General features: G+C 73.3%; 18 protein-coding genes and 1 pseudogene. 11 read left to right on the forward strand and 8 right to left on the reverse strand.

Going from position 1 to position 19,412, the window contains the following annotated elements; all coding sequences use genetic code 11:
* The first annotated feature begins 108 nt into the window (after positions 1-108).
* Positions 109-1,710 (forward strand): ricin-type beta-trefoil lectin domain protein, encoded by a 1,602-nt coding sequence (locus ACQ452_RS27860; protein WP_433388714.1) that lies wholly within the window; start codon positions 109-111, stop codon positions 1,708-1,710.
* 89 nt (positions 1,711-1,799) lie between these two features.
* Here ACQ452_RS27860 and ACQ452_RS27865 read toward each other — a convergent pair whose 3' ends face one another.
* From ACQ452_RS27865 to ACQ452_RS27875, 3 genes are all read right to left on the reverse strand, one after another.
* On the reverse strand, positions 1,800-2,312 hold the full coding sequence (locus tag ACQ452_RS27865) for a hypothetical protein (RefSeq protein ID WP_433394456.1): 513 nt from the start codon (positions 2,310-2,312) through the stop codon (positions 1,800-1,802).
* 83 nt (positions 2,313-2,395) lie between these two features.
* Positions 2,396-3,397 (reverse strand): phosphotransferase, encoded by a 1,002-nt coding sequence (locus ACQ452_RS27870; protein ID WP_433388716.1) that lies wholly within the window; start codon positions 3,395-3,397, stop codon positions 2,396-2,398.
* A 52-nt stretch (positions 3,398-3,449) separates the two neighbouring features.
* Positions 3,450-4,622 (reverse strand): thiolase family protein, encoded by a 1,173-nt coding sequence (locus ACQ452_RS27875; RefSeq protein ID WP_433388718.1) that lies wholly within the window; start codon positions 4,620-4,622, stop codon positions 3,450-3,452.
* A gap of 89 nt (positions 4,623-4,711) precedes the next feature.
* Here ACQ452_RS27875 and ACQ452_RS27880 point away from each other — a divergent pair, with 89 nt between their 5' ends.
* Positions 4,712-5,143 carry a PH domain-containing protein gene (locus ACQ452_RS27880; RefSeq protein WP_433388720.1) on the forward strand — a complete coding sequence of 144 codons (432 nt, stop codon included), beginning with the start codon at positions 4,712-4,714 and terminating at the stop codon, positions 5,141-5,143.
* Positions 5,144-5,248: 105 nt separating this feature from the next.
* Here the strand turns inward: ACQ452_RS27880 and ACQ452_RS27885 are convergent.
* The 4 genes and pseudogenes from ACQ452_RS27885 to ACQ452_RS27900 all read right to left on the reverse strand — a co-directional run.
* A pseudogene (locus tag ACQ452_RS27885) lies at positions 5,249-5,420 on the reverse strand (B-box zinc finger protein); the annotation flags it as partial.
* A gap of 91 nt (positions 5,421-5,511) precedes the next feature.
* Positions 5,512-6,825 carry a CorA family divalent cation transporter gene (locus ACQ452_RS27890; protein ID WP_433388722.1) on the reverse strand — a complete coding sequence of 438 codons (1,314 nt, stop codon included), beginning with the start codon at positions 6,823-6,825 and terminating at the stop codon, positions 5,512-5,514.
* A gap of 234 nt (positions 6,826-7,059) precedes the next feature.
* On the reverse strand, positions 7,060-8,154 hold the full coding sequence (locus ACQ452_RS27895) for a PLP-dependent aminotransferase family protein (protein ID WP_433388724.1): 1,095 nt from the start codon (positions 8,152-8,154) through the stop codon (positions 7,060-7,062).
* A gap of 130 nt (positions 8,155-8,284) precedes the next feature.
* Positions 8,285-8,743 carry an ester cyclase gene (locus tag ACQ452_RS27900; RefSeq protein ID WP_433388725.1) on the reverse strand — a complete coding sequence of 153 codons (459 nt, stop codon included), beginning with the start codon at positions 8,741-8,743 and terminating at the stop codon, positions 8,285-8,287.
* 201 nt (positions 8,744-8,944) lie between these two features.
* Between ACQ452_RS27900 and ACQ452_RS27905 the strand changes: the two genes are divergently transcribed.
* From ACQ452_RS27905 to ACQ452_RS27925, 5 genes are all read left to right on the forward strand, one after another.
* Positions 8,945-9,715 (forward strand): hypothetical protein, encoded by a 771-nt coding sequence (locus ACQ452_RS27905; RefSeq protein WP_433388727.1) that lies wholly within the window; start codon positions 8,945-8,947, stop codon positions 9,713-9,715.
* 79 nt (positions 9,716-9,794) lie between these two features.
* Positions 9,795-10,526, forward strand: coding sequence for a sugar phosphate nucleotidyltransferase (locus ACQ452_RS27910; protein ID WP_433394458.1), 732 nt, complete (start codon positions 9,795-9,797; stop codon positions 10,524-10,526).
* Positions 10,514-11,581, forward strand: coding sequence for an iron-containing alcohol dehydrogenase family protein (locus tag ACQ452_RS27915; protein ID WP_433388729.1), 1,068 nt, complete (start codon positions 10,514-10,516; stop codon positions 11,579-11,581). Before ACQ452_RS27910 ends, ACQ452_RS27915 begins: the two co-directional genes overlap by 13 nt.
* On the forward strand, positions 11,556-12,281 hold the full coding sequence (locus tag ACQ452_RS27920) for a CDP-alcohol phosphatidyltransferase family protein (RefSeq protein WP_433388730.1): 726 nt from the start codon (positions 11,556-11,558) through the stop codon (positions 12,279-12,281). Before ACQ452_RS27915 ends, ACQ452_RS27920 begins: the two co-directional genes overlap by 26 nt.
* Before the next feature lie 201 nt (positions 12,282-12,482).
* Positions 12,483-12,920 carry a hypothetical protein gene (locus tag ACQ452_RS27925; protein ID WP_433388732.1) on the forward strand — a complete coding sequence of 146 codons (438 nt, stop codon included), beginning with the start codon at positions 12,483-12,485 and terminating at the stop codon, positions 12,918-12,920.
* A 315-nt stretch (positions 12,921-13,235) separates the two neighbouring features.
* On the opposite strand, the gene ACQ452_RS27930 is transcribed toward ACQ452_RS27925, so the two are convergent.
* Entirely contained in the window at positions 13,236-14,504 is a 1,269-nt protein-coding gene (locus ACQ452_RS27930; protein ID WP_433388734.1) for a glycosyltransferase family 4 protein, read from the reverse strand.
* 136 nt (positions 14,505-14,640) lie between these two features.
* Here ACQ452_RS27930 and ACQ452_RS27935 point away from each other — a divergent pair, with 136 nt between their 5' ends.
* From ACQ452_RS27935 to ACQ452_RS27950, 4 genes are all read left to right on the forward strand, one after another.
* Positions 14,641-15,501 (forward strand): Fpg/Nei family DNA glycosylase, encoded by an 861-nt coding sequence (locus tag ACQ452_RS27935; protein ID WP_433388736.1) that lies wholly within the window; start codon positions 14,641-14,643, stop codon positions 15,499-15,501.
* Positions 15,502-15,825: 324 nt separating this feature from the next.
* Entirely contained in the window at positions 15,826-17,337 is a 1,512-nt protein-coding gene (locus tag ACQ452_RS27940) for a sugar transferase (RefSeq protein WP_433388737.1), read from the forward strand.
* A gap of 38 nt (positions 17,338-17,375) precedes the next feature.
* Positions 17,376-18,626 carry a sensor histidine kinase gene (locus ACQ452_RS27945; RefSeq protein WP_433388738.1) on the forward strand — a complete coding sequence of 417 codons (1,251 nt, stop codon included), beginning with the start codon at positions 17,376-17,378 and terminating at the stop codon, positions 18,624-18,626.
* 23 nt (positions 18,627-18,649) lie between these two features.
* Positions 18,650-19,411, forward strand: a complete 762-nt coding sequence (locus ACQ452_RS27950; RefSeq protein ID WP_433394460.1) for a LytR/AlgR family response regulator transcription factor — start codon at positions 18,650-18,652, stop codon at positions 19,409-19,411.
* Position 19,412 lies beyond the last annotated feature (1 nt).

Genomic DNA, 19,412 nt, shown 5'->3' on the forward strand with positions numbered 1-19,412 from the left:
TCTGCACTCTGCGCGTAACGATCCGAGACGTATTCACATATCTCGAAGCCGACGCTACCTTCTGGTAACTCGATCGACGTCCACGATCGGGTCGAAAGGAGTTCGTCGATGCTTGGTTCCTCCACCGGGCGCGAACGCACGGCCCCTCGACGGTTGTTCACCGTCGCCGCCGCCGCCGCTCTCGTCGTCCTGCCGATGCTTGTCGGAACAGCCGCCCCCGCCAGCGCGGTCGATCGCCCGGCCGTGCAGCCCCTCTCCGCCAACCTGGAGTCGATCCGCGCCGCCGAGGCCACCGCGCTCTACGGCGCGCCCGCCGTCCGCCCCATCGAGCAGCGCCGCAGCGCGCTGATCACCATGGGCGACAGCCAGATCTCGGGCGAGGGTGTGGGCAACTACATCCCCGGCAGCCACGAGCCCGGCAACTGGTGCGACCGCTCGTACGACCAGGCGGTGTTCCGCACCGGCATCACCGCCAACGAGAAATACAACATCGCCTGCTCCGGGGCGACCCCGTGGAACCTGATCCGCGGCGGACCCACCCAGCACAACGAGCTGAACCAGGGCGACCACCTGGCCATCAAGGCCCGCAACACGCACATCAAGCTGATCTGGGTGGTGGTCGGCGCCAACGGTGAGGGCACGATCCAGTTCGGCCCCGTCGCCACCGACTGCGCCGTCAGCCGGGTCTTCCTCCAGGGCGACTGCTACTCCAGCTACACCGACCAGTGGAGCGTGCGCACCGACGGCAGCCGGCAGGCCGTCGAGGGGGCGCTCGCCGACATCCGGCAGACCATGACCGGCGCCGGCTACCTGCGGACCGACTACGAGCTGGTGCTCATGTCGTACCCGAGCCCCTTCAGCCCCGACGTGGAGGACAACCCGAACTTCCCCGGCTGGTACGGCGGCGGCTGCCTGCTCTACCTGGCCGACGCCGCGTTCGGGCGGAACAAGGCCGTGCCGTTGTTCGAGAAGGCGCTGCGCGCGGCGGCGACCAACACGGGCACCCGCTACCTGGACGCGAGCCGGCTCTTCCACGGCCACGAGGTGTGCACCGACAACACCTCCGCCCGGGGGCTCCAGATCGAGGTCGGCATCTGGGACGAGAACGCGGCCCGGCAGTCGTTCCACCCCAACAAGCGGGGGCACGGCATGTTCGCCCAGTGCGTCACCCAGTTCTGGAACTCGGGGCAGCAGCGGGCCACCTGCGCCGACCCGGCCAGCACCGGCAACGGCGTGCTCTTCAACGGGCTGCTCGAGTTCAAGCAGCTACGCAACACCGCGACCGGCACCTGCGTCGACGGCAAGGGCTACGACTCGCGCAACGGCACACCCCAGCAGTCGCACGGCTGCCACGGCGGCCGCAACCAGGGCTTCTGGTACGACCCGGCCCGCCAGTCGCTGCACTCGGAGCTCTCCCACGACCGCTGCCTGGACGTCACGGGCGGCACGCTGAGCGCCGGCACGGCGGTCAACATCCACGACTGCCACGGCGGCGCCAACCAGAAGTTCGTCTTCGCCGGCAGCCAGATCAAGACGGCCGGCAACAGCAACCTCTGCCTGGCGTTCGACAGCCCGTCGTCGGGCACCCCCCGGCTGCGCCTGGCGACCTGCGCCAACAACACCCGCCAGCAGTGGTCGTTGCAATCCCGCAACTTCGCCAACCCGGTGGGCTACGGGCACGACGACTTCATCGGCTCCCGCGTCTACTGACCGGGACCCGTCGACGGTCAAGGCACGTGCGACGGGCAACGCGCCCGTCGCGGTCAGGGCACCGGCTGCGGTCGGTGTGCCCGTCGCGGTCAGCGCGCCACGGCGGGGCGGAAGGCGGCGGGGCGGGTCGCCGCCGGAGCATCGCCGACCGTGGCGACCAGCCGCTCCCGGGGCGTACGCAGCCGGGTCCGGAAGGCGTGGTTGAGCAGCGCGTCGAGCTGCCACACCTGCTTCGGCTGGCGGGTGCGGATCAGGAACCGCTCGCGGATCCCGTCGATCGCGGTGGCCGCCAACTCGACGGACTGCAGGCGCGGGTCGGGGCTCCAGGTGACGTTGCTGAGTTCCCCCAGCTCGGTGTTGAGGTGCAGGCGCAGCCGGTGCAGCACGCGGGTCTGCCGGGTGACGACCAGTCGCCGGTGGGTCAGCAGGAAAAGGTACTCGCCGGCCATCGGGCGGTCCGGCCGGGCGCACCGGACGACGAGGATGGTGGCGTCACCGGAACCGACGCAGCGGCGGAACACCGGCATGTGCCGGGCGACGGTCTGCGCCGCCAGCCCGGCCTCGGCGGCGGCCGGGAGGAACGTTCGGGAGAAGACGTCCATGCCCTGCCCAACGAGGCGCGACCCGTAGGTGACGTGGGTCACCCTCGGAATCCTGGAACTTCCACGCCAGCCGCCGAGGCGGCTCAGAGCGGGTCCGGGGCGAGGAGTTCCCGCAACCAACCGGGCACGGCGGAGGCGTACTGCGCCCGGGCCGGGTCGGGGCCGCACAACGCGCGCCGCCAGGAGAGCGCCCGGCTGACCCGGCTGACGCGCACAGCCAGGCGGGCCGCCTCGCGCAGCGTCGCGGGATCGTGCCCGTCCGACCACGGCTCCAGGTAGGCGTCGCGCAGCCGCGCCAGCGCCGGATCGCCCTCGGCGAGCCCCAGGGCGTCCGCGACCGAGTTCAGCGTCACCAGCAGGGTGCCGAACGGGTGAGCGACCGAGGCGTCGCCCCAGTCGAAGAAGCGGTATCCGCCGTCGGCCACGAAGACGTTGCCGTCGTGCAGGTCGTCGTGCTGGATGGTCGGCGCGACGCCCGACCCGGCCAGCCGCCGGCAGTCCTCGGCGAACCCGGCCCGGTGGGCGCGCAACAGCTCGTACGCCTCGACGGTGAGCCCGTCCGCCGACCCGAGCAGCAGCGACTCCCCGTCGTCGAGCAGCGCCCCGAACAGCTCCGGCAGCGCCTGCGGCCGATGGTCGGGCACGCCGAGGGCGAGCAACTCCCCGGCGTCGGGCGCGACCGCGCGCTGGAGGTCGGCGTACTCCGGCAGCACCCGCTCCCAACGGGCCAGCGGGTCGCCTCCGCCGCCCGACGCGTCGCGCAGCGTCCGGCCGCCGTCGGGCAGCAGGGACCAGCCCCGTCCGGCGTCCACGGCGATCGGGTCGAGCACCCGGCCGGGGGCCAGCCGGGCCAGCACGGCCGACAGCCCGGCCTCGTACCGGGTGCCCGGGTTGTTCGCCTTGAACCAGACGTCCCCGGAGTCGGTGGGCACCCGCCAGACCAGCGACCACGGCCGGACGCGGGGCTCGACGGGCCCGACCATCCGGCGGCCGTGCCGGCCGAGCCGGTCGCCGATCCAGTCGAGCGCGGCGCCCCGCCAACGCGGGTCGGCCCAGCCCTCGCCCGGCCTCGTGGCATCGGTCATGCCCGGCAACCTAGCCGGCGGCCACGCGGCCGGGCCACGCGTTTTCGCCCGCCTACAGCAGCTCGACGATCGTGGCGTTGGCCATGCCGCCACCCTCGCACATGGTCTGCAGGCCGTAGCGGATGTCGTTGTCGCGCATGTGGGCGAGCATGGTGGTCATGATCCGCGCACCGGAGCCGCCGAGCGGGTGGCCGAGGGCGATCGCGCCGCCGCGCGGGTTGAGCCGCTCCGGGTCCGCCTCGGTCTCCGCCAGCCAGGCCAGCGGCACCGGCGCGAACGCCTCGTTCACCTCGTACACCCCGATCTCCTCGATGCCCAGCCCCGCGCGGCGCAGCGCCTTCGCGGTGGCCGGAATCGGCGCGGTGAGCATGGCGACGGGGTCGTCGCCGGCGACGACGGCGGTGTGCACCCGGGCCAGCGGGCGCAGGCCGTGCCGGCTGGCCCACTCGCTGGTCGTCACGGCGAGCGCCGCCGCGCCGTCGGAGATCTGCGACGCCGAGCCGGCGGTGACCACGCCGTCGGGCCGGAACGGGGTGGCCAGCTCGCCGAGCTTCGCCAGCGAGGTGTCCCGCCGGATGCCCTCGTCGGCGGCGAACCTGCCGCCGTCGGCCAGGGCGACCGGGGCGATCTCGCCGTCGAAGGCGCCGGCGTCCTGCGCGGCGGCGGCCTTCTCGTGGCTGGCCAGGGCGAACTCGTCGAGCTGGGCGCGCGAGAAGCGCCACCGCGCGGCGATCAGCTCCGCCCCGACGCCCTGGTTGAACGGCAGCGGCGCGTCGTCGGCGAAACCCTCGACGCCGCGGTAGCGGTCGCGTAGCTGGTCGCTGAAGGGCGAACCGCCGGCCACGCTGGCACCCATCGCGACCCGGGTCATCGACTCGACGCCGCCGGCGACGACCAGGTCGGCCTGGCCGGAGAGGACGGTGGCGGCGGCGAAGTGCAGGGCCTGCTGGCTGGAGCCGCACTGCCGGTCGAGTGTGGTGCCGGGCACCGACTCGGGCCAGCCGGCGGCGAGCACGCCGTTGCGGGCGACGTTCCACGACTGGTCGCCGACCTGGGAGACGCAGCCCCAGACCACGTCGTCGACCTGTGCCGGGTCGATGCCGGTGCGCTCGGCGAGGGCGCGCAGCACGTGCGCCGAGAGATCGACCGGGTGCACGGTGGCCAGGCTGCCCTTGCGCCGCCCGACCGGGGTGCGTACCGCGCCGACGATGACTGCGTCACTCATGACTACTCCCGGGTAACTTGGGCTGGTCCCGATCCTACGTCGCCCGCCGGCCGGACGTCCGTCCCCGGCGGCCCTGGCATGCTGAACGGATGCACCCACACCCCACCCGGCAGTGGCGGGTGCCGCCCGCCCTGCCGGCGCTCAAACTGGCCGGCGCCCTCGCGCTGCCCGCCCTGGCCCTGCTCCTCGACGAGGGCGACCCGGTCCGGGTGGCGCTGGCCGTGCTCGCCGCCGCCGCGCTCGCCGGCTGGGCCGCCCGCGACCTGGTCGCGCCCGTCCGGCTCGCGGTCGACCCGGAGGGGATCACCGTCATCCGGGGCTTCGCGGGGCGCCGCCGGCTGCCCTGGTCGGCCATCGAGAAGCGGGGTGCTGCCGCCCATCAGGCCGCCGAAGCCGGAGCCGCCGACGAGCGCGTCCCCGCCCCGGTCGGAGGCGATGGAGAGCAGCATCATCAGCACGTTGAGCGCGAGCAGCGCACCGGCGGTGAGCTGGTTCGGCGCTTAGGCGGCGACGTGAGATAGTAGCCTGGCCTCCAGTGCCGCCCACATGTTCAGCAGCCGGAACATCGCGGTGACCAGGCGGTACCACCGCCACCCGAAGGCGGTACGCGCCCCATCAGGCCGCCGAAGCCCGAACGCTACGACGTCCCTCCGCCACACACTCCGGGCACTGGAAGCCGACCGACGCCTCCCGCATGCAGTCCGGGCAGATCGACCGGTCACAGCGGGTGCACCGCACGTACGTCTCCCGGCCGGGGTGCCGGTAGCAGACCGGGGCGGTGGGCGGGGACTGGCTCACCGCGCCCACCCGCCGCCGCGGGCGTGGCCCACCAACCGATCCCGGCCCTCGGAGCGCTCAATCATGTCGGCAAAGGTACCTCGCCCACCGCTCAGGAAGCGGTTCGCTCGATCTCGACCCGCTCGATCACCACGTCCTGCAACGGCCGGTCGTTCGGACCGGTCGGGGTGTTGGCGATGGCGTCGACGACCTTCACGGACTCCTCGTCGGCCACCCGGCCGAAGATGGTGTGCCGGTTGTTCAGGTGCGGCGTCGGCGACACGGTGATGAAGAACTGCGAACCGTTGGTGCCCGGTCCGGCGTTCGCCATCGCCAGCAGGTACGGCTGGTCGAAGCGCAGCTCCGGGTGGAACTCGTCACCGAACTTGTAGCCCGGCCCGCCACGGCCGGTGCCGGTCGGGTCGCCCATCTGAACCATGAATCCGCTGATCACCCGGTGCATGTCGTTGTTCTGGTCGACCGTGACCTGCGCCAGCCGCGCCTGCAGGATGGAGTTGAGCAGGTCGTCGTAGGAGTTGACCTGCTCGACGGTGCGGCTCAGGTGGTCCTGCACGTCGCGGAAGTAGCGGCGGATCTCCTTCGGCACGTCGGGGTTCGTCTGCGCGGTGAGCGTCATCAGGGGGCGCTGCAACGGCACCACCGCCCGCTTGAACTCCACCAGCTCCCGCTTCATCTGGTAGATCCGCTGGATCCGGCCCGTGGACTGGCGGTCGAAGACGTCGGCCTCGAGCGTGTCGAGGTCGTCCTCCAGCCGGTCGGAGACCTCCAGGTAGAGGTCCACCACCCGGTCGGTGACCGCGTACGCGACCGCCCACGGCCCCTGGAGCAACAGGTCCTGCTTCGTCTCCAGGTCGGCCCGGACGGGGGCCAGCCGGCCGGCGCCGCCGTGCCGGACGCTGACCAGGAAGTTCGGGCCGATGAAGAGCATCACCTGGCCGGTCTCGACGACCTCGGAGGTCTCGGTCAACTCGGCGTGCTCGCAGTACCGGGCGGTCCGCAGCACCAGGAAGCTGACGTCGCCGAACTGCTCCAGCTTGGGACGCTGCTGCGCCTTGACCGCGTCCTCGACGGCCAGCTCGTGCAGGCCGTACCGGGCGGCGATGGCCGTCATCTCCGCCAGCTCCGGCTCGTGCAGGCCGAGCCAGACGAAGCCGTGCTCCTCGCGGCGGGCCGCGGCCAGCGCCTCGTCGTAGCGCCAGTCGCCGGGCTGCCGCAGGCCGTCGACGTAGACGGCGCAGTCGACCACCGCGCTGCGTCGCCCGTCGGCCGGCACGGGGCTCCCCGGCAGGGGCTCGGAGTTGAGCCGGCGGGTCATCGCCCGCACCGGCGCCACCCAGTCCCGGGGCCTGAGCACCCGCCCGCCGTTCGGCGGGGCCGTCCGCCCCCGCTGCTCCCGGTCCGTCATCGCGCCACACCCCCACCCGCTGCCGCGGGTAGACAGTACGCCGCCGTCGACGGGCACCGCCGGCCACGACGGCCGGGCACGCCGCCGGAAGTCCCGGGGTGCGTCCGGGGGTGCCGCGGGCCGGATGACGCCGGCGGCAGGCTGAGCCGCCGACCTCGGCACCGGGTCGGGGCCGGCCCGGCGGGAGAGCCGGGACGACCCCTTCGGCCAACTGTGACGAACCTGACAGGAGCGTCAGCCGCGTACGGCCACCATGGCCTCCGCCAGCCGCCGCACGCCCTCGTCGATCCGGTCGGCGGTCACCGCCGAGTACGCCAGCCGCAGCGAGTGCCGCCCACCGTCGACGACGAAGTCGCTGCCCTTGACCACGGCGACCCCGCGTTCGGCGGCGGCCGGGGCGAGCCTGTCGACCGCGACGTCCTCGGGCAGCTCGACCCAGAGGAAGTAGCCGCCGTCCGGCTCCACGAACCGGGCCTGCGGAATGTGCCGGCGCAGCGACTCGGCCAGCACCCGGGCCCGCTCCCCGAGCGCCGCGCACACCGTCTGGATGGAGCGCTCGATGTCGCCGGAGACGCAGAACTGGTGCACGATCGCCTGGGCGACCATGCCCGGCGAGATGTAGAGGCTGGTCGCCTTCTTCGCGATGTCGCCGATCAGGTCCGCCGGCCCGACCAGATAGCCGACGCGCACCCCGGGGCAGACCGTCTTGGTGAAGCTGGAGGCGTGCACCACCACACCACGGGTGTCCAGCGAGAGCATCGACGGCAGCGCCTCGCCCCGGAACCGGATGTCGGCGTACGGGTCGTCCTCGAAGATCGTGAACCCGTACTCGACGGCGAGGTCGAGCAGCTCGTGGCGCTTCTCCAGGCTGAGGGTCACGCCGGCCGGGTTCTGGTAGTTGGGGATGACGTGCGCCAACCGGGGCCGCACCCCCGACTCCAGCAGCTTGCGCAGCTCGGCGGTGTCGAGCCCGTCCGGCTGGATGGAGACGGCGTGCAGCTCGCTGCCCATGCGCTGGAGGTTGAGCAGCGTCCGGTCGTACGTCGGGCGCTCCACCACCACGGCGTCGCCGGGCCGGACCAGGTGGTCGAAGAGGAACGCGTCGGCCTGCAACGACCCGTTGGTGATCAGCACCTGGTCGGCGGTGACGCCGTGCTTCGCCGCGATCCACTCCCGCAACGGCAGATAGCCGACGGAGGTGCCGTAGGCCGTGACCCCGGCGGGGTCGGCGTCGAAGGCGCGGACGGCGGCGGCCTTGAGGCCCTCGACATCGACGATGTCCAGCGAGGGAGCCCCACGGGCGAAGGAGATCAGCTGCGCGGCGGTCATGGCTGTTCAGCGTACGGAAGGCGACGGGGTCCGTGCGGAAGGCACGGCGATGTCCGCATCCTGAGCCACCGGGACGGGTGACCGCCCCGCCCGGGTGGCCGGTTGCCGGCCCGGTCGCAACGCGCGCGGCTCAGGCCGGCAGGCCCAGCGGCTCGTGCTGCGCCTGGCGGGAGAGCCCGTCCACGTGCAGGCCGAGCGCCGCGATGAGCTGCCCCCAGTCGAAGTACGACCGCCACGCCGCGATCCGGCCCCGGCGGACGCGGACCACGTCGACGACGTCCCAGCTCACCACCCGGCCGGTCGGCGCGACGGTGCCGAACGGGGTGTGCAGCACCCCGGTGTGGGTGCCCGTCAGCCGCTGCTCGACGGCCGCGCCACCGGCCGTCTGCACCGACCCGAGCGGGTCGACGACCAGGTCCGGGAAGGCGCCGGTCCAGGTGCGCAGCAGGGCGGGCAACTCGATCGGTCGCACCGTGACGCCGGGCATGGAATAGAAGGCGTCGGACGCGTAGAGGTCCGGCAACCGGGCCACGTCCCGCCGCAGGAGCATCGCGTACTGCTGCTCGACCAACCGATCCGCGCCAGGCATGGGAACCTCCGTCGCGGATCGCGGCCCGTCCGCGCCCGCAGGGAAATCCCTACCCGTCGATCGGCGCCTCACACCTGCGACGGAGCCGCCGCTCAGGTCGCCCCGGCGCGCGGGCGCTCGCTACTGTCATGGGGTGACCACCGAGCCTCTGCGCAGCGCCGGCACGGCCGAATGCCTCGCGGCCCCGCGCCCGATCGGTCTGTGAGCGACGCCGTCGAGCTGGCGCCGCACCGGTTCGCCGGCCTGGTCGCCCCGGCGGTCGACCGGGTGTTCGGCGCCGGCATCCTCGCCGGCCGCGACGGGGGCGGCGCCGAGCTGAGCCAGCGGTACGGCGGGCCGGCGGCCACCGGTTTCCTGCTGGAGTTCCGCACCCGCCTCGCGGCGCCGGGCGGGACGGTCGACGAGACCGGCTTCGCGGCGGTCACCCGCTACCGGGACCCGGTCGACTGCCGGCGGGCCCTGGACAAGCAGGTCGCGTACGGGATGATCCACCGCGATCCCGGGGGCGGGCTCTGGGCCACCGAACGCGGGCTGGCCTTCCTCGCCGAGATCTGGCAGGTGCACGCGGAGGTGACCGAGGAACTCTGGGCGGGGCACGACGACCGGGTGCTGCGGCTGGTGGAGGCGTTCGGCCGGGTGCTCGCGTACGCGTTGGTGCTGGCCGACGCGGAGGGCGCCGACGCCGGTGCGGCGTTCGCGGCGACGGCCCCGCCGTACGAGCCGGACGGCACCCCGCCCGGCGTGCTGCTGCTCAACCGGCTCGGCACGATGCGCTACCACCGGGCCGACGCGCACGCCGCCGCGTCGGCCGGCGCCGGGCACGACGCGGCGAGCGCCACCGCCCTGCCGGCCGGCCCGGAGCGGCTCGCCATCGACCTGGAGACCGACCGGCGGGCCGCCGGCCCGTACGCCGCGCTCACCGCCGAGGAACGGCTGGGGGTGCTGGCGGACCTGTCGGCGCTGCCCGGCTGACCCGGTTGGCCGAAGCGCCGCCGGCCGGCGGCGCTATCCTCCAGCGGTGACCGGGAGCCGTACGACGGAGGACGCCGCAATGATCGGGATGGTGCTCGCAGCCGGGGCGGGGCGCCGGCTGCGCCCGTACACCGACACCCTGCCCAAGGCGCTGGTGCCGGTGGACGGTGACACCACCATCCTGGACATCGCGCTGCGCAACCTGGCCGAGGTGGGGCTCACCGACGTCGTGATCGTGGTCGGCTACGCGGCCGACGCGGTCGTCGCCCGCCAGGCGGAGCTGGAGAAGAAGTACGGCGTCACGCTCACCCTCGTGCACAACGACAAGGCCGAGGAGTGGAACAACGCCTACTCGCTCTGGCTGGCCCGCGAGCACTTCGCCCGGGGCGTGCTGCTGGTCAACGGCGACACCGTGCACCCGGTCAGCGTGGAGAAGACCCTGCTGGCCGAGCGCGGCCCCGGCATCCTGCTCGCCGTCGACACCATCAAGCCGCTGGCCGAGGAGGAGATGAAGACCACCTTCGACGCCGCCGGCCAGCTCACCCGCATCACCAAGCTGATGGAACCGGGCGACGCGTACGGGGAGTACATCGGCGCGACCCTGATCGAGCCGCAGGTCGCGGAGGCGCTCGCCGACGCGCTGGAGGCGACGTGGCGGCGCGACCCCAACCTCTACTACGAGGACGGCTACCAGGAGTTCGCCGACCGTGGCGGGGAGGTGCGCGCGGCCCCGATCGGCGACGTGCTCTGGGTCGAGGTCGACAACCACGCGGACCTGGCCCGGGCGCGGGAGATCGCGTGCCGCTACTAGCCCGTACGGTCCTCACCCCGCTGCACATCGACGTGCGGCGGGGCGCGGTGGCGGACCTGGCCGCGATCCTGGCCGACGGCCGGATCTCCTCCGGCGGCGACGTGGCGGTGGTGGTGGGGCCCGGCCAGGGCGCGCAGATCGCCGAGCTGATCCGCCCGTCGTTGCGCTCGGCCGACGTGTTCACGGTGGCGGGCGCCACCCTCGACGCCGCCGACGACCTGGGCGGCAAGCTGCGCGCCCGCTCGTACGACGCGGTGGTCGGCATCGGCGGCGGCAAGACGATCGACGTGGCGAAGTACGCGGCCACCCGGCGCGGGCTGCCGATGGTGACGGTGGCGACCAGCCTCGCCAACGACGGCATCGCCTCCCCGGTCGCCTCGCTGGTCACGGACGGGATCAAGGGCTCCTACGGGGTGCACATCCCGATCGCGGTGATCGTCGACCTCGACTTCGTGGAGAGCGGTCCCGACCGGCACAACCGGGCCGGCATCGGCGACGTGGTGAGCAACATCAGCGCGCTGGCCGACTGGGAGCTGGCCCGCCGGGTGCGCGGCGAGCCGGTCGACGGGCTGGCCGCCTCGCTGTCCAGGATGGGCGCGGAGGCCGTGCTGAACCATCCCGGCGACATGACCGACGACGCGTTCGTCACCGTGCTCGCCGAGGCGCTGATCTCCAGTGGCCTGGCGATGGCGGTCTGCGGCACCAGCCGCCCGTCCAGCGGCGGCTGCCACGAGATCATGCACGCCGTCGACGCGCTCTTCCCCGACACCGCCTCGCACGGCGAGCTGGCCGGCCTCGGCGCGCTGTTCTGCACGTTCCTGCGCGGCGACGAGCGCCGCTTCGCGGAGATGTCGGCCTGCCTGTCCCGGCACAACCTGCCCCGGCTCCCCGCCGACGTGGGGCTCGACGACGACCAGTTCGTCGACGCGGTGCAGTTCGCGCCGCGTACCCGGCCGGACCGCTACACCATCCTGGAACACCTGGCGATGTCGCCTTCCGAGACGCGGGAGCGGCTGGCAGACTACGCCGGTGCAATCCGCGACCCCCTTGGCTGAGCCCGCTCGTCCCTCCGTCGCCGACTTCCACCGGGTAAACCGGGGTGGCGGCATGTTCAGCGAGTCGATCAGCCAGTGGCTGGGGGCCGTGTTCGCGCTGGTCGCCCAGCGGCTCGGGCTGCGCCCGACGGCGCTGACCATCGCCAACCTGGTCCTCGGCCTGGCCGCCTCGGTCACCGTGGTCGCGCTCGCCGGGCGGGTCGCCGCCGGTGACGTACCGGCCTGGGCGGTCGGCCTGCTCGCGCTGGTCGGCTGGCAGGTCGCGTACGCCCTGGACTGCGCGGACGGTCAGCTCGCCCGGGTCACCGGGCAGGGCAGCGCGGCGGGTGCCCGCGTCGACGTGCTCTGCGACGTGGCCGCCCAGATCGCCCTGGTCGCCGCCCTGTCGGCGACGGCGGTGGCGCAGCGGCCGTCGACGCCCACCTGGCTGGTCGCGGTCTTCGCCGGCACCTGGATGGTCAACCTGGTGACCTCGGTGATGCAGGCCGGCCCGAACGCGGCCAGCATGGTCACCTCCACCTCTCTGCCCGTACGGCTGGCGAAGCTGGTCCGCGACTACGGCGCGGTGATCTTCGTGGCGGCGCTGGTGCTGATGTTCGCCCCCGCCCTGGTGTTCTGGGTGATCGTGGCGTTCACGATCGTCAACGGCGGCTTCCTGCTGGCCAGCATCGCCTTCTCCGCCCGCGCCTCGCTGCGCTGAGCTGCCCGCAGGCCGCCTACCCGGGCCGCACGAGAGATCTTGGTAAAAAAGCGCTCCTACAGGGGCCGTTTCTCCCCAAGGTCTACGTCTATCCCAAATAGCAGAACCCGGTTCCCGGAAGTTGAAAGGATCGGGCGAGGGTGGGGTCGACCGTCTCGGAAACCGCTGGCCCCGGGGCGTGGTGAGAGCGATCATGCCGGCGTGAAGCAGTACCGGGAGCGCGTGCCCCCACTCGACGGCGCCGACGTCGTACTCGTCGGTCTGTTCTCGGCCAACGAGAAGCAGTACGAGGTCCGGCTGGACGCGCTCGCGGCCCTGGTCGAGGCCGGCGGTGGCCGGGTGGTCGGTCGGTACGTGCAGCGCCGGGGCGCTTCCGACCGGTGGAAGGAGCGACCGGGCGGGGCGGCCCGGATGTCCCAGCCCTTCTCCCGCCGGACGCTGCTGACCCACGGCAAGGTCCGAGAGATCGCCGAGGCGTGCCAGAAGGCGGAGATCGACGCCGTGGTCTTCGTGAACACCCTGACGGATCTCCAGCGGAGCGTCTTGGCTGACGTCCTCGGCTGCCTCGTACTGAGCGGCGAGGACCTCGGCTGCCTCGTATCGAGCGGCGACGACCTCGGCTGTGGCGGGAGCGGGTAGCGCCGCTCGTTGACAGCCTCGGGGAGACAGCGCCAGTTGCTCTTGACCGGGCCGGCCGATGAACCACTCCGCACCGGTCGGGCAGCACGTTGCCGGCCACCCCGCCCTGGATGCGGACCTGCCCGGCCGGCACCCGCCGCCCCACGATCATTTTTCGCTCACCCGGGCCCTGCGTGCGTCAGGGCCGGGAGAGCATCAAACGATCATCGAGCGCGGCACACCGCGCCAAGGCGCGCCGCCGGCAGGAACCGACGCACCACCGAAGCGCGACAAGGCAGGGCTCAGACGCACCACCGAAGCGCGACAAGGCAGGGCTCAGCGGGGCGCGGGGGTGGGCGCCACCCCCGCGTACACGTCGATGAGCTGGCGGGTGACCACGTCGGGGTGGAAGGTGCGGTCGTAGCGGGCGCGGGCCGCCGGGGCGAGTGCCGCCGCGCCCGCCCGCGCCACCGGCAGCCCGGCGGCCATCGCGGCCGGCTCCGGGGCCACCACCCAGCCCGCCTCGCCCGCCTGCACGCCGTGCGGCAGCGCGACGCGGCCCTCTCCCGGCGCTGCGGTGGCGACGGCGGCAGGGCCGGTGCCGGCGGGTTCGCGAGGGGCGTCGGCCCCCAGCAGGTACGGGATGCCGCCGAGGGCGGTGCCGAGCACCGGCCGACCGGCGGCCAGCGCCTCGATGATCACCGTGGGCAGCACGTCGTGCCAGGTGGAGGCGGCGATGATCACGGCGCTGGCCTCGATCGCGGCGCGCACGCCGGCGCGGTCCAGCGGGCCGAGGTAGCTGACGTCGGCGCGTTCGGCGGCGGCGGCCTCGGCCAACGGGCGCAGCTCGCCGTCGCCGGCGATGCGCAGCGGGCCGAGCGCGCCGTCGGGGTGCCGCCGCCAGGCGTCCAGCAGCAGGGCCAGCCCCTTCTCGGGGGAGAGCCGGGCCATGTAGAGGAAGCCGTCGCCGAGCGGCGCGGGCGTCCCCGGGTCGGGGATGCCGTTGGGCTTCACCACGATCCGCTCCGCCGGCACGCCGTAGTCGCGCAGGTGGTCGGCGACCGCCGAGGTGAGCGCGACGAACCGGTCCACCGACCTCCAGGTGCCCCGGTGCACGGCCAGCGTGGTGGCCATCAGGGCGCTCTGCGCCCGCGACCCCCGGTAGCAGCGGTGCACGATCGCCGGCACGCCCAGCGCCCTGCCCCGGCAGTCCTGGCAGATCATCCCGTCGCGGAAGTAGAGCCCCGAGGAGCAGACCTGCCGGTAGTTGTGGACCGTCTGCACCACCGGCACGCCGTGCTTGTGCGCGGTCCGCACCACCCAGGGCGAGAGCAGGGGGTACGGGTTGTGCAGGTGCAGCACGTCCGGCCGGTGCTCGGTGATCAGCCGGCTCAGCTCCTCCTGCGCCCGGGGCGCGTAGATCGGGGAGATCGGCAACAACGCCTTGGCCGTCTTCGGCATCGCCGGGATCTCGTCGGAGCTGCGGATGAACGGCAGCACCTCCACCCCGGCGGCCGTGAGCTGGGCGATCTCCGCGTCGACGATCGTGTTCTCACCCGACGGCTGGGCTTCCCGGTACCGGTTGTGCGCCACCACGATTCTCACGGAGCCTGCCTTTCGTTCGCGGCTGTGCCGGTCTCTGCTCGCGGCTGCGGGGCTCGCAAGCTCACTCCTCGCGCTCGCGGCAGGGACTGGCCAGCTCATTCCTCGCGCTCACGGGAAAGAAGGCTACCGTTGGCGGGTGCCCGAACTACCGGAGGTGGAGGCGCTCGCGGGCTACCTGCGCGAGCGCGCGGTGGGGCGGCGCGTCGACCGGTTGGAGGTCGCCGCGATCAGCGCCCTGAAGACGTACGACCCGGCGCCGAGCGCCGCCGCGGGGCGGACGGTGACGGATGCCCGCCGGCACGGCAAGTTCCTCGACGTGGTGCTCGACGGCGGCCTGCACATCGTGGTGCACCTGGCCCGGGCGGGCTGGCTGCACTACCGGGAGGCGTTCGCGTCCACCACCCCGCTGCGGCCCGGCAAGGGCCCCGTCGCGCTGCGGGTACGCCTCGACGACGGCTCCGGCTTCGACCTGACCGAGGCCGGTACCCAGAAGAGCCTCGCCGTCTACCTGGTCACCGACCCGCAGGCGGTGCCGGGGGTGGCCCGGCTCGGCCCCGACGCGCTCGCCGCCGACGCGGGCACCTTCGCGGAGCGGCTGCGCAGCCGCCGGGGTCAGGTCAAGGGGGTGCTCACCGACCAGACGATCCTGGCCGGCGTCGGCAACGCGTACTCGGACGAGATCCTGCACGCGGCGAAGCTGTCGCCGTTCGCCATCACCGACCGGCTGACCGAGGAGCAGTTGGCGGCCCTGCACGCGGCGACCCGCCAGGTGCTCGGCGACGCGGTCGCCCGGTCGGTGGGCCAGAAGGCGGCCGAGTTGAAGGGCGAGAAGCGTTCGGGGCTGAAGGTGCACGCCCGCACGGGGCAGCCCTGCCCGGTGTGTGGCGACACCGTCCGGGAAGTCTCGTTCGCCGACTCCAGCCTCCAGTACTGCGCGACGTGCCAGACCGGTGGCAAGCCCCTCGCTGACCGACGGCTGTCCCGACTCGTACGGTGAGTGACGGCGCTGCCCGGCTACGGCGCGGAATCGACCGTCGCGCGCCGAAGGTCTGACTTGCGGCTCTAGCGGGCCGCTCTTCCATCGGTATAGTGGCTCGGTCCCCGGCTCCTGAAATGGCGTGGAGCCGGCCAGCCATCCGGCGGCACCCTGCCGACGCGTTGTCCCTCGGTCAGCGTGCGGTCGGTGTCCGCGTGGGAGACTGGGACGGTGGGCGACCCGGGCCCTCACGGCGAGTGAGCGGCCCGCGTCATGCGGGAGGACACGGGTAAGGTGACGGCAAGCCTCCAGCGCCCGGTAACCAACACAGGCCGGAGCAAACTCGTGCGGCACGTCGACAGCTTCGAGATCCAGCCGCCGGCTCCGCCGTCCCACAACGGCGTGCCCCGGTCGGCGTGGGCTCGGGCCCGCCGCCGCGTGTCGCGTTGGCACCGCCCCTACATCGCACTGCTGCTGGTGCTGGACTTCGCCGCCGCCGCGGTCGCGAGCCTCATCGCCATCCAGACCTTCGACCAGTCGCGGGCGGGTTTCTACAACGTCGAGCAGGACCCGACGTGGTTCCACACGGTGGCGTTCGCGCTGCTGCCGCTCGGCTGGGTGTTCAGCCTCTGGGCCAACCGCTCGTACGACCGCCGCTATCTCGGCCTCGGGCCCGACGAGTACAAGCGGGTGATGCGGGGCGGCGTCGCCGTCGCCGCGACCGTGTCCTTCCTCGCCTTCGCCACCAAGACGGACCTGTCCCGGTACACGGTCGGCACCGCCCTGCTCGCGGCGCTGCTGCTGATCCTGCTCAACCGGATCCTCTGCCGCTTCGTGCTGCACGTGGTGCGGCGCAACATCGGCCAGGCCGGTCACCGGATGGTGCTGATCGGCACCCTGCCCGAGTGCCTGGAGGTCTACACGGCGGTCACCCGCAACCCGTCCGCCGGGCTGGTGCCGGTCGCCATCCACGTCACCGACGGGTACGCGGCCGCGAAGGGCATCGAGACCCCCGTACCGGTGCACGCCGGCCGCGACGTCCTCGCCCTGGTGCGGGAGGTCGGCGGCGACACGATCGCGGTCTGCGGCTCGGCCAGCTCCGAACCGGGCGAGCTGCGCCGGCTGGCCTGGCAGTTGGAGGGCTCCGGCGTCGACCTGGTCGTCGCCCCGCAGCTCACCGACATCGCCGGGCCCCGGGTGCACATCCGGCCGATCGAGGGCCTGCCGCTGCTGCACGTCGAGGAGCCGACCCTCTCCGGGCCGGCGCTGCTGGCCAAGAACCTGATGGACCGGGTCGCCGCCGGGGTCGGCCTGCTGCTGCTGACGCCGGTCTTCCTGGCGATCGCGATCGCGATCCGGATCTCCGATCCCGGCCCGGTCTTCTTCCGCCAGCCCCGGGTGGGCCACGAGGGCCGCACCTTCCGGGTCTGGAAGTTCCGCACCATGTACGTGGACGCGGAGGACCGGCTGGCCAGCCTGGTCGACCAGAACGAGAACGACGGCATGCTGTTCAAGATGAAGCAGGATCCCCGGGTCTTCCCGGTGGGCCGCTTCCTGCGCGCCTCCTCGCTGGACGAGCTGCCGCAGCTGATCAACGTGCTGAACGGTGAGATGTCGCTCGTCGGGCCGCGTCCGCTGCCCGCCGACGACGGTGACTTCCTCGGCGACGTACGCCGCCGGCTGCTGGTCCGCCCGGGCATGACGGGGCTGTGGCAGGTCTCCGGGCGCTCCGACCTGTCGTGGGACGAGGCGGTCCGGCTCGACCTGTACTACGTCGACAACTGGTCGCTGGCGTACGACCTGAGCATCCTGTGGCGCACCGTCGGGGTGGTGCTCGCCCGCAAGGGCGCGTACTGACCCTTGGCCTGGGGGCCCGCAGGGGCCAGGATCGCTGCGTGGGTGCCAACCTGTCGGGTTTCCTCGGCGTCGTCTCGCTGCTCGCCGCACTGGTCGCGGCCCTGTTCGCGGTGGTCCGGCTGCGCGGCCGGCGGGGCATCGCCACGGCCACCCAACGGGCCACGTACGAGGTGCTGCACACCGCCGGGCTGGCCGCCGAGCCGCTGCGCGCCGGCCTGAACGCCACGAACGCGGCGAAGGCCGTACGCCACCTGCGGGCCCTGGTGGGGGCGGCCGGGCTGGCGCTGACGGACCGGGAGGGGCTGCTCGCCCTGGACGGGCGGGGCGGTCACCACGGTGCGCAACTGGTCGCGGCGGCCGGGCGGGCCGTGGCGACGGGCCGCTCGACGGTGCTCGGCGACTCGGAGCTGCCCTGCGACCGGGTCGACTGCCCGGTGCGCGGCGCGGTCGTCGCCCCGCTGACCGGCGCGGACGGGCGGCGGGTCGGCGCGCTGGTCGCCGTCGCCGACGGCCAGCCGGCGCCCGGCCTGGTGCAGGCCACCCTGGAGACGGCGCACTGGGCCGGTAACCAGCTCGCCCTGGCCGAGCTGGACTCGTCCCGGGAGCGGCTGGCCCGCGCCGAGGTACGCGCCCTGCGCGCGCAGATCAGCCCGCACTTCATCTACAACGCGCTCACCGCGATCGGCTCGTTCGTCCGCACCGACCCGGACCGGGCCCGGGAGCTGATCCTGGAGTTCGCCGAGTTCACCAGGTACTCGTTCCGGGCGCACGGGGAGTTCACCACGCTGGCCGAGGAGCTGCGGTCGATCGACCGCTACCTGACCATCGAGCGGGCCCGGTTCGGTGACCGCCTCCAGGTGCGCCTCCAGATCGCCCCCGAGGTGCTGCCCGTGACGCTGCCGTTCCTCTGCCTGCAACCGTTGGTGGAGAACGCGGTCCGGCACGGGTTGTCGCGCAAGCCGGGCACGGGCATGGTGAGCATCGAGGCCCGGGACGCGGGCACCGAGTGTCACATCACGGTGGAGGACGACGGAGTGGGGATGGATCCGACCACGCTGACCGCCGGCATCGCCGAGCTGGCCGGCGCCGCCGGGGACCCGGGCGACGCCGCGCCGACCGGCGGCGGAGACGACCCGGGCCAGCACGTCGGGCTCTCCAACGTCGACGAGCGCCTCCGGTCGGTCTTCGGCGACGGCTTCGGCCTGGTCGTCGAGACGGGCCTCGGTTCGGGTACGAAGGTGAGCATGCGGGTGCCGAAGTTCCACCCCGGCGTACGGGTCAGTTCGTGAGCGAGCGCGGCGCGGCCGGCACCGTGGGCGGGGTCGGGTTCCTGCGGGTGTTGGCGGTCGACGACGAGCCGCCGGCGCTGGACGAGTTGGCGTACCACCTGCGCACCGATCCCCGGGTGGCCCGGCTGCGCACGGCGGGCGACGCGACGGAGGCGCTGCGGGTGCTCCGCGACGGCGACGTGGACGTGGTCTTCCTCGACATCCGGATGCCCGGCCTGGACGGCATGGAGCTGGCCCGGGTCCTGCGCCGCTTCGCCCGGCCGCCGGCGATCGTCTTCGTGACCGCGTACGACGACGGGGCGGTCGACGCGTTCGACCTGGGCGCCACCGACTACGTCCGCAAGCCGGTACGCGCCGAGCGCCTCGCCGAGTCGCTGCGCCGGGTGATCGGCTCGCGGGTGGTGCCGTCGCACCCGGCCGCCCTCGCGCGGGCGGAGGAGGACCCGACCATCCCGATCGAGCTGGCCGGCACCACCCGGATGCTGCCCCGCTCGGCGGTGCGCTGGGTGGAGGCGCAGGGCGACTACGCCCGGCTGCACACCGCCGACGGCTCGCACCTGGTCCGGGTGTCACTGGCGACCCTCGCGGAGCGCTGGGCGGATGCCGGTTTCGTCCGGATCCACCGCTCCTACCTGGTACAGCTCAAGCTGATCGCCGAGCTGCGGCTGGTCAACTCCGGCTATGTCGTGGTGGTCGACTCGGCCGAGCTGCCGGTGAGCCGGCGGCACACCCGCGAACTGAAGGACAAGCTGGTCCGCGCAGCGAAGCAGGACTGGAGCCGCTGAC

The sequence above is a fragment of the Micromonospora sp. KLBMP9576 genome, from assembly GCF_050941805.1.
Lineage (GTDB): Bacteria > Actinomycetota > Actinomycetes > Mycobacteriales > Micromonosporaceae > Micromonospora.

Excerpts from the sequence above, each read along its gene's own strand:
- ACQ452_RS27860 (WP_433388714.1), top strand. The coding sequence starts at position 109 with ATGCTTGGTTCCTCCACCGGGCGCGAACGCACGGCCCCTCGACGGTTG.
- ACQ452_RS27865 (WP_433394456.1), bottom strand. The coding sequence starts at position 2,312 with ATGGACGTCTTCTCCCGAACGTTCCTCCCGGCCGCCGCCGAGGCCGGG.
- ACQ452_RS27870 (WP_433388716.1), bottom strand. The coding sequence starts at position 3,397 with ATGACCGATGCCACGAGGCCGGGCGAGGGCTGGGCCGACCCGCGTTGG.
- ACQ452_RS27875 (WP_433388718.1), bottom strand. The coding sequence starts at position 4,622 with ATGAGTGACGCAGTCATCGTCGGCGCGGTACGCACCCCGGTCGGGCGG.
- ACQ452_RS27880 (WP_433388720.1), top strand. The coding sequence starts at position 4,712 with ATGCACCCACACCCCACCCGGCAGTGGCGGGTGCCGCCCGCCCTGCCG.
- ACQ452_RS27890 (WP_433388722.1), bottom strand. The coding sequence starts at position 6,825 with ATGACGGACCGGGAGCAGCGGGGGCGGACGGCCCCGCCGAACGGCGGG.
- ACQ452_RS27895 (WP_433388724.1), bottom strand. The coding sequence starts at position 8,154 with ATGACCGCCGCGCAGCTGATCTCCTTCGCCCGTGGGGCTCCCTCGCTG.
- ACQ452_RS27900 (WP_433388725.1), bottom strand. The coding sequence starts at position 8,743 with ATGCCTGGCGCGGATCGGTTGGTCGAGCAGCAGTACGCGATGCTCCTG.
- ACQ452_RS27910 (WP_433394458.1), top strand. The coding sequence starts at position 9,795 with ATGATCGGGATGGTGCTCGCAGCCGGGGCGGGGCGCCGGCTGCGCCCG.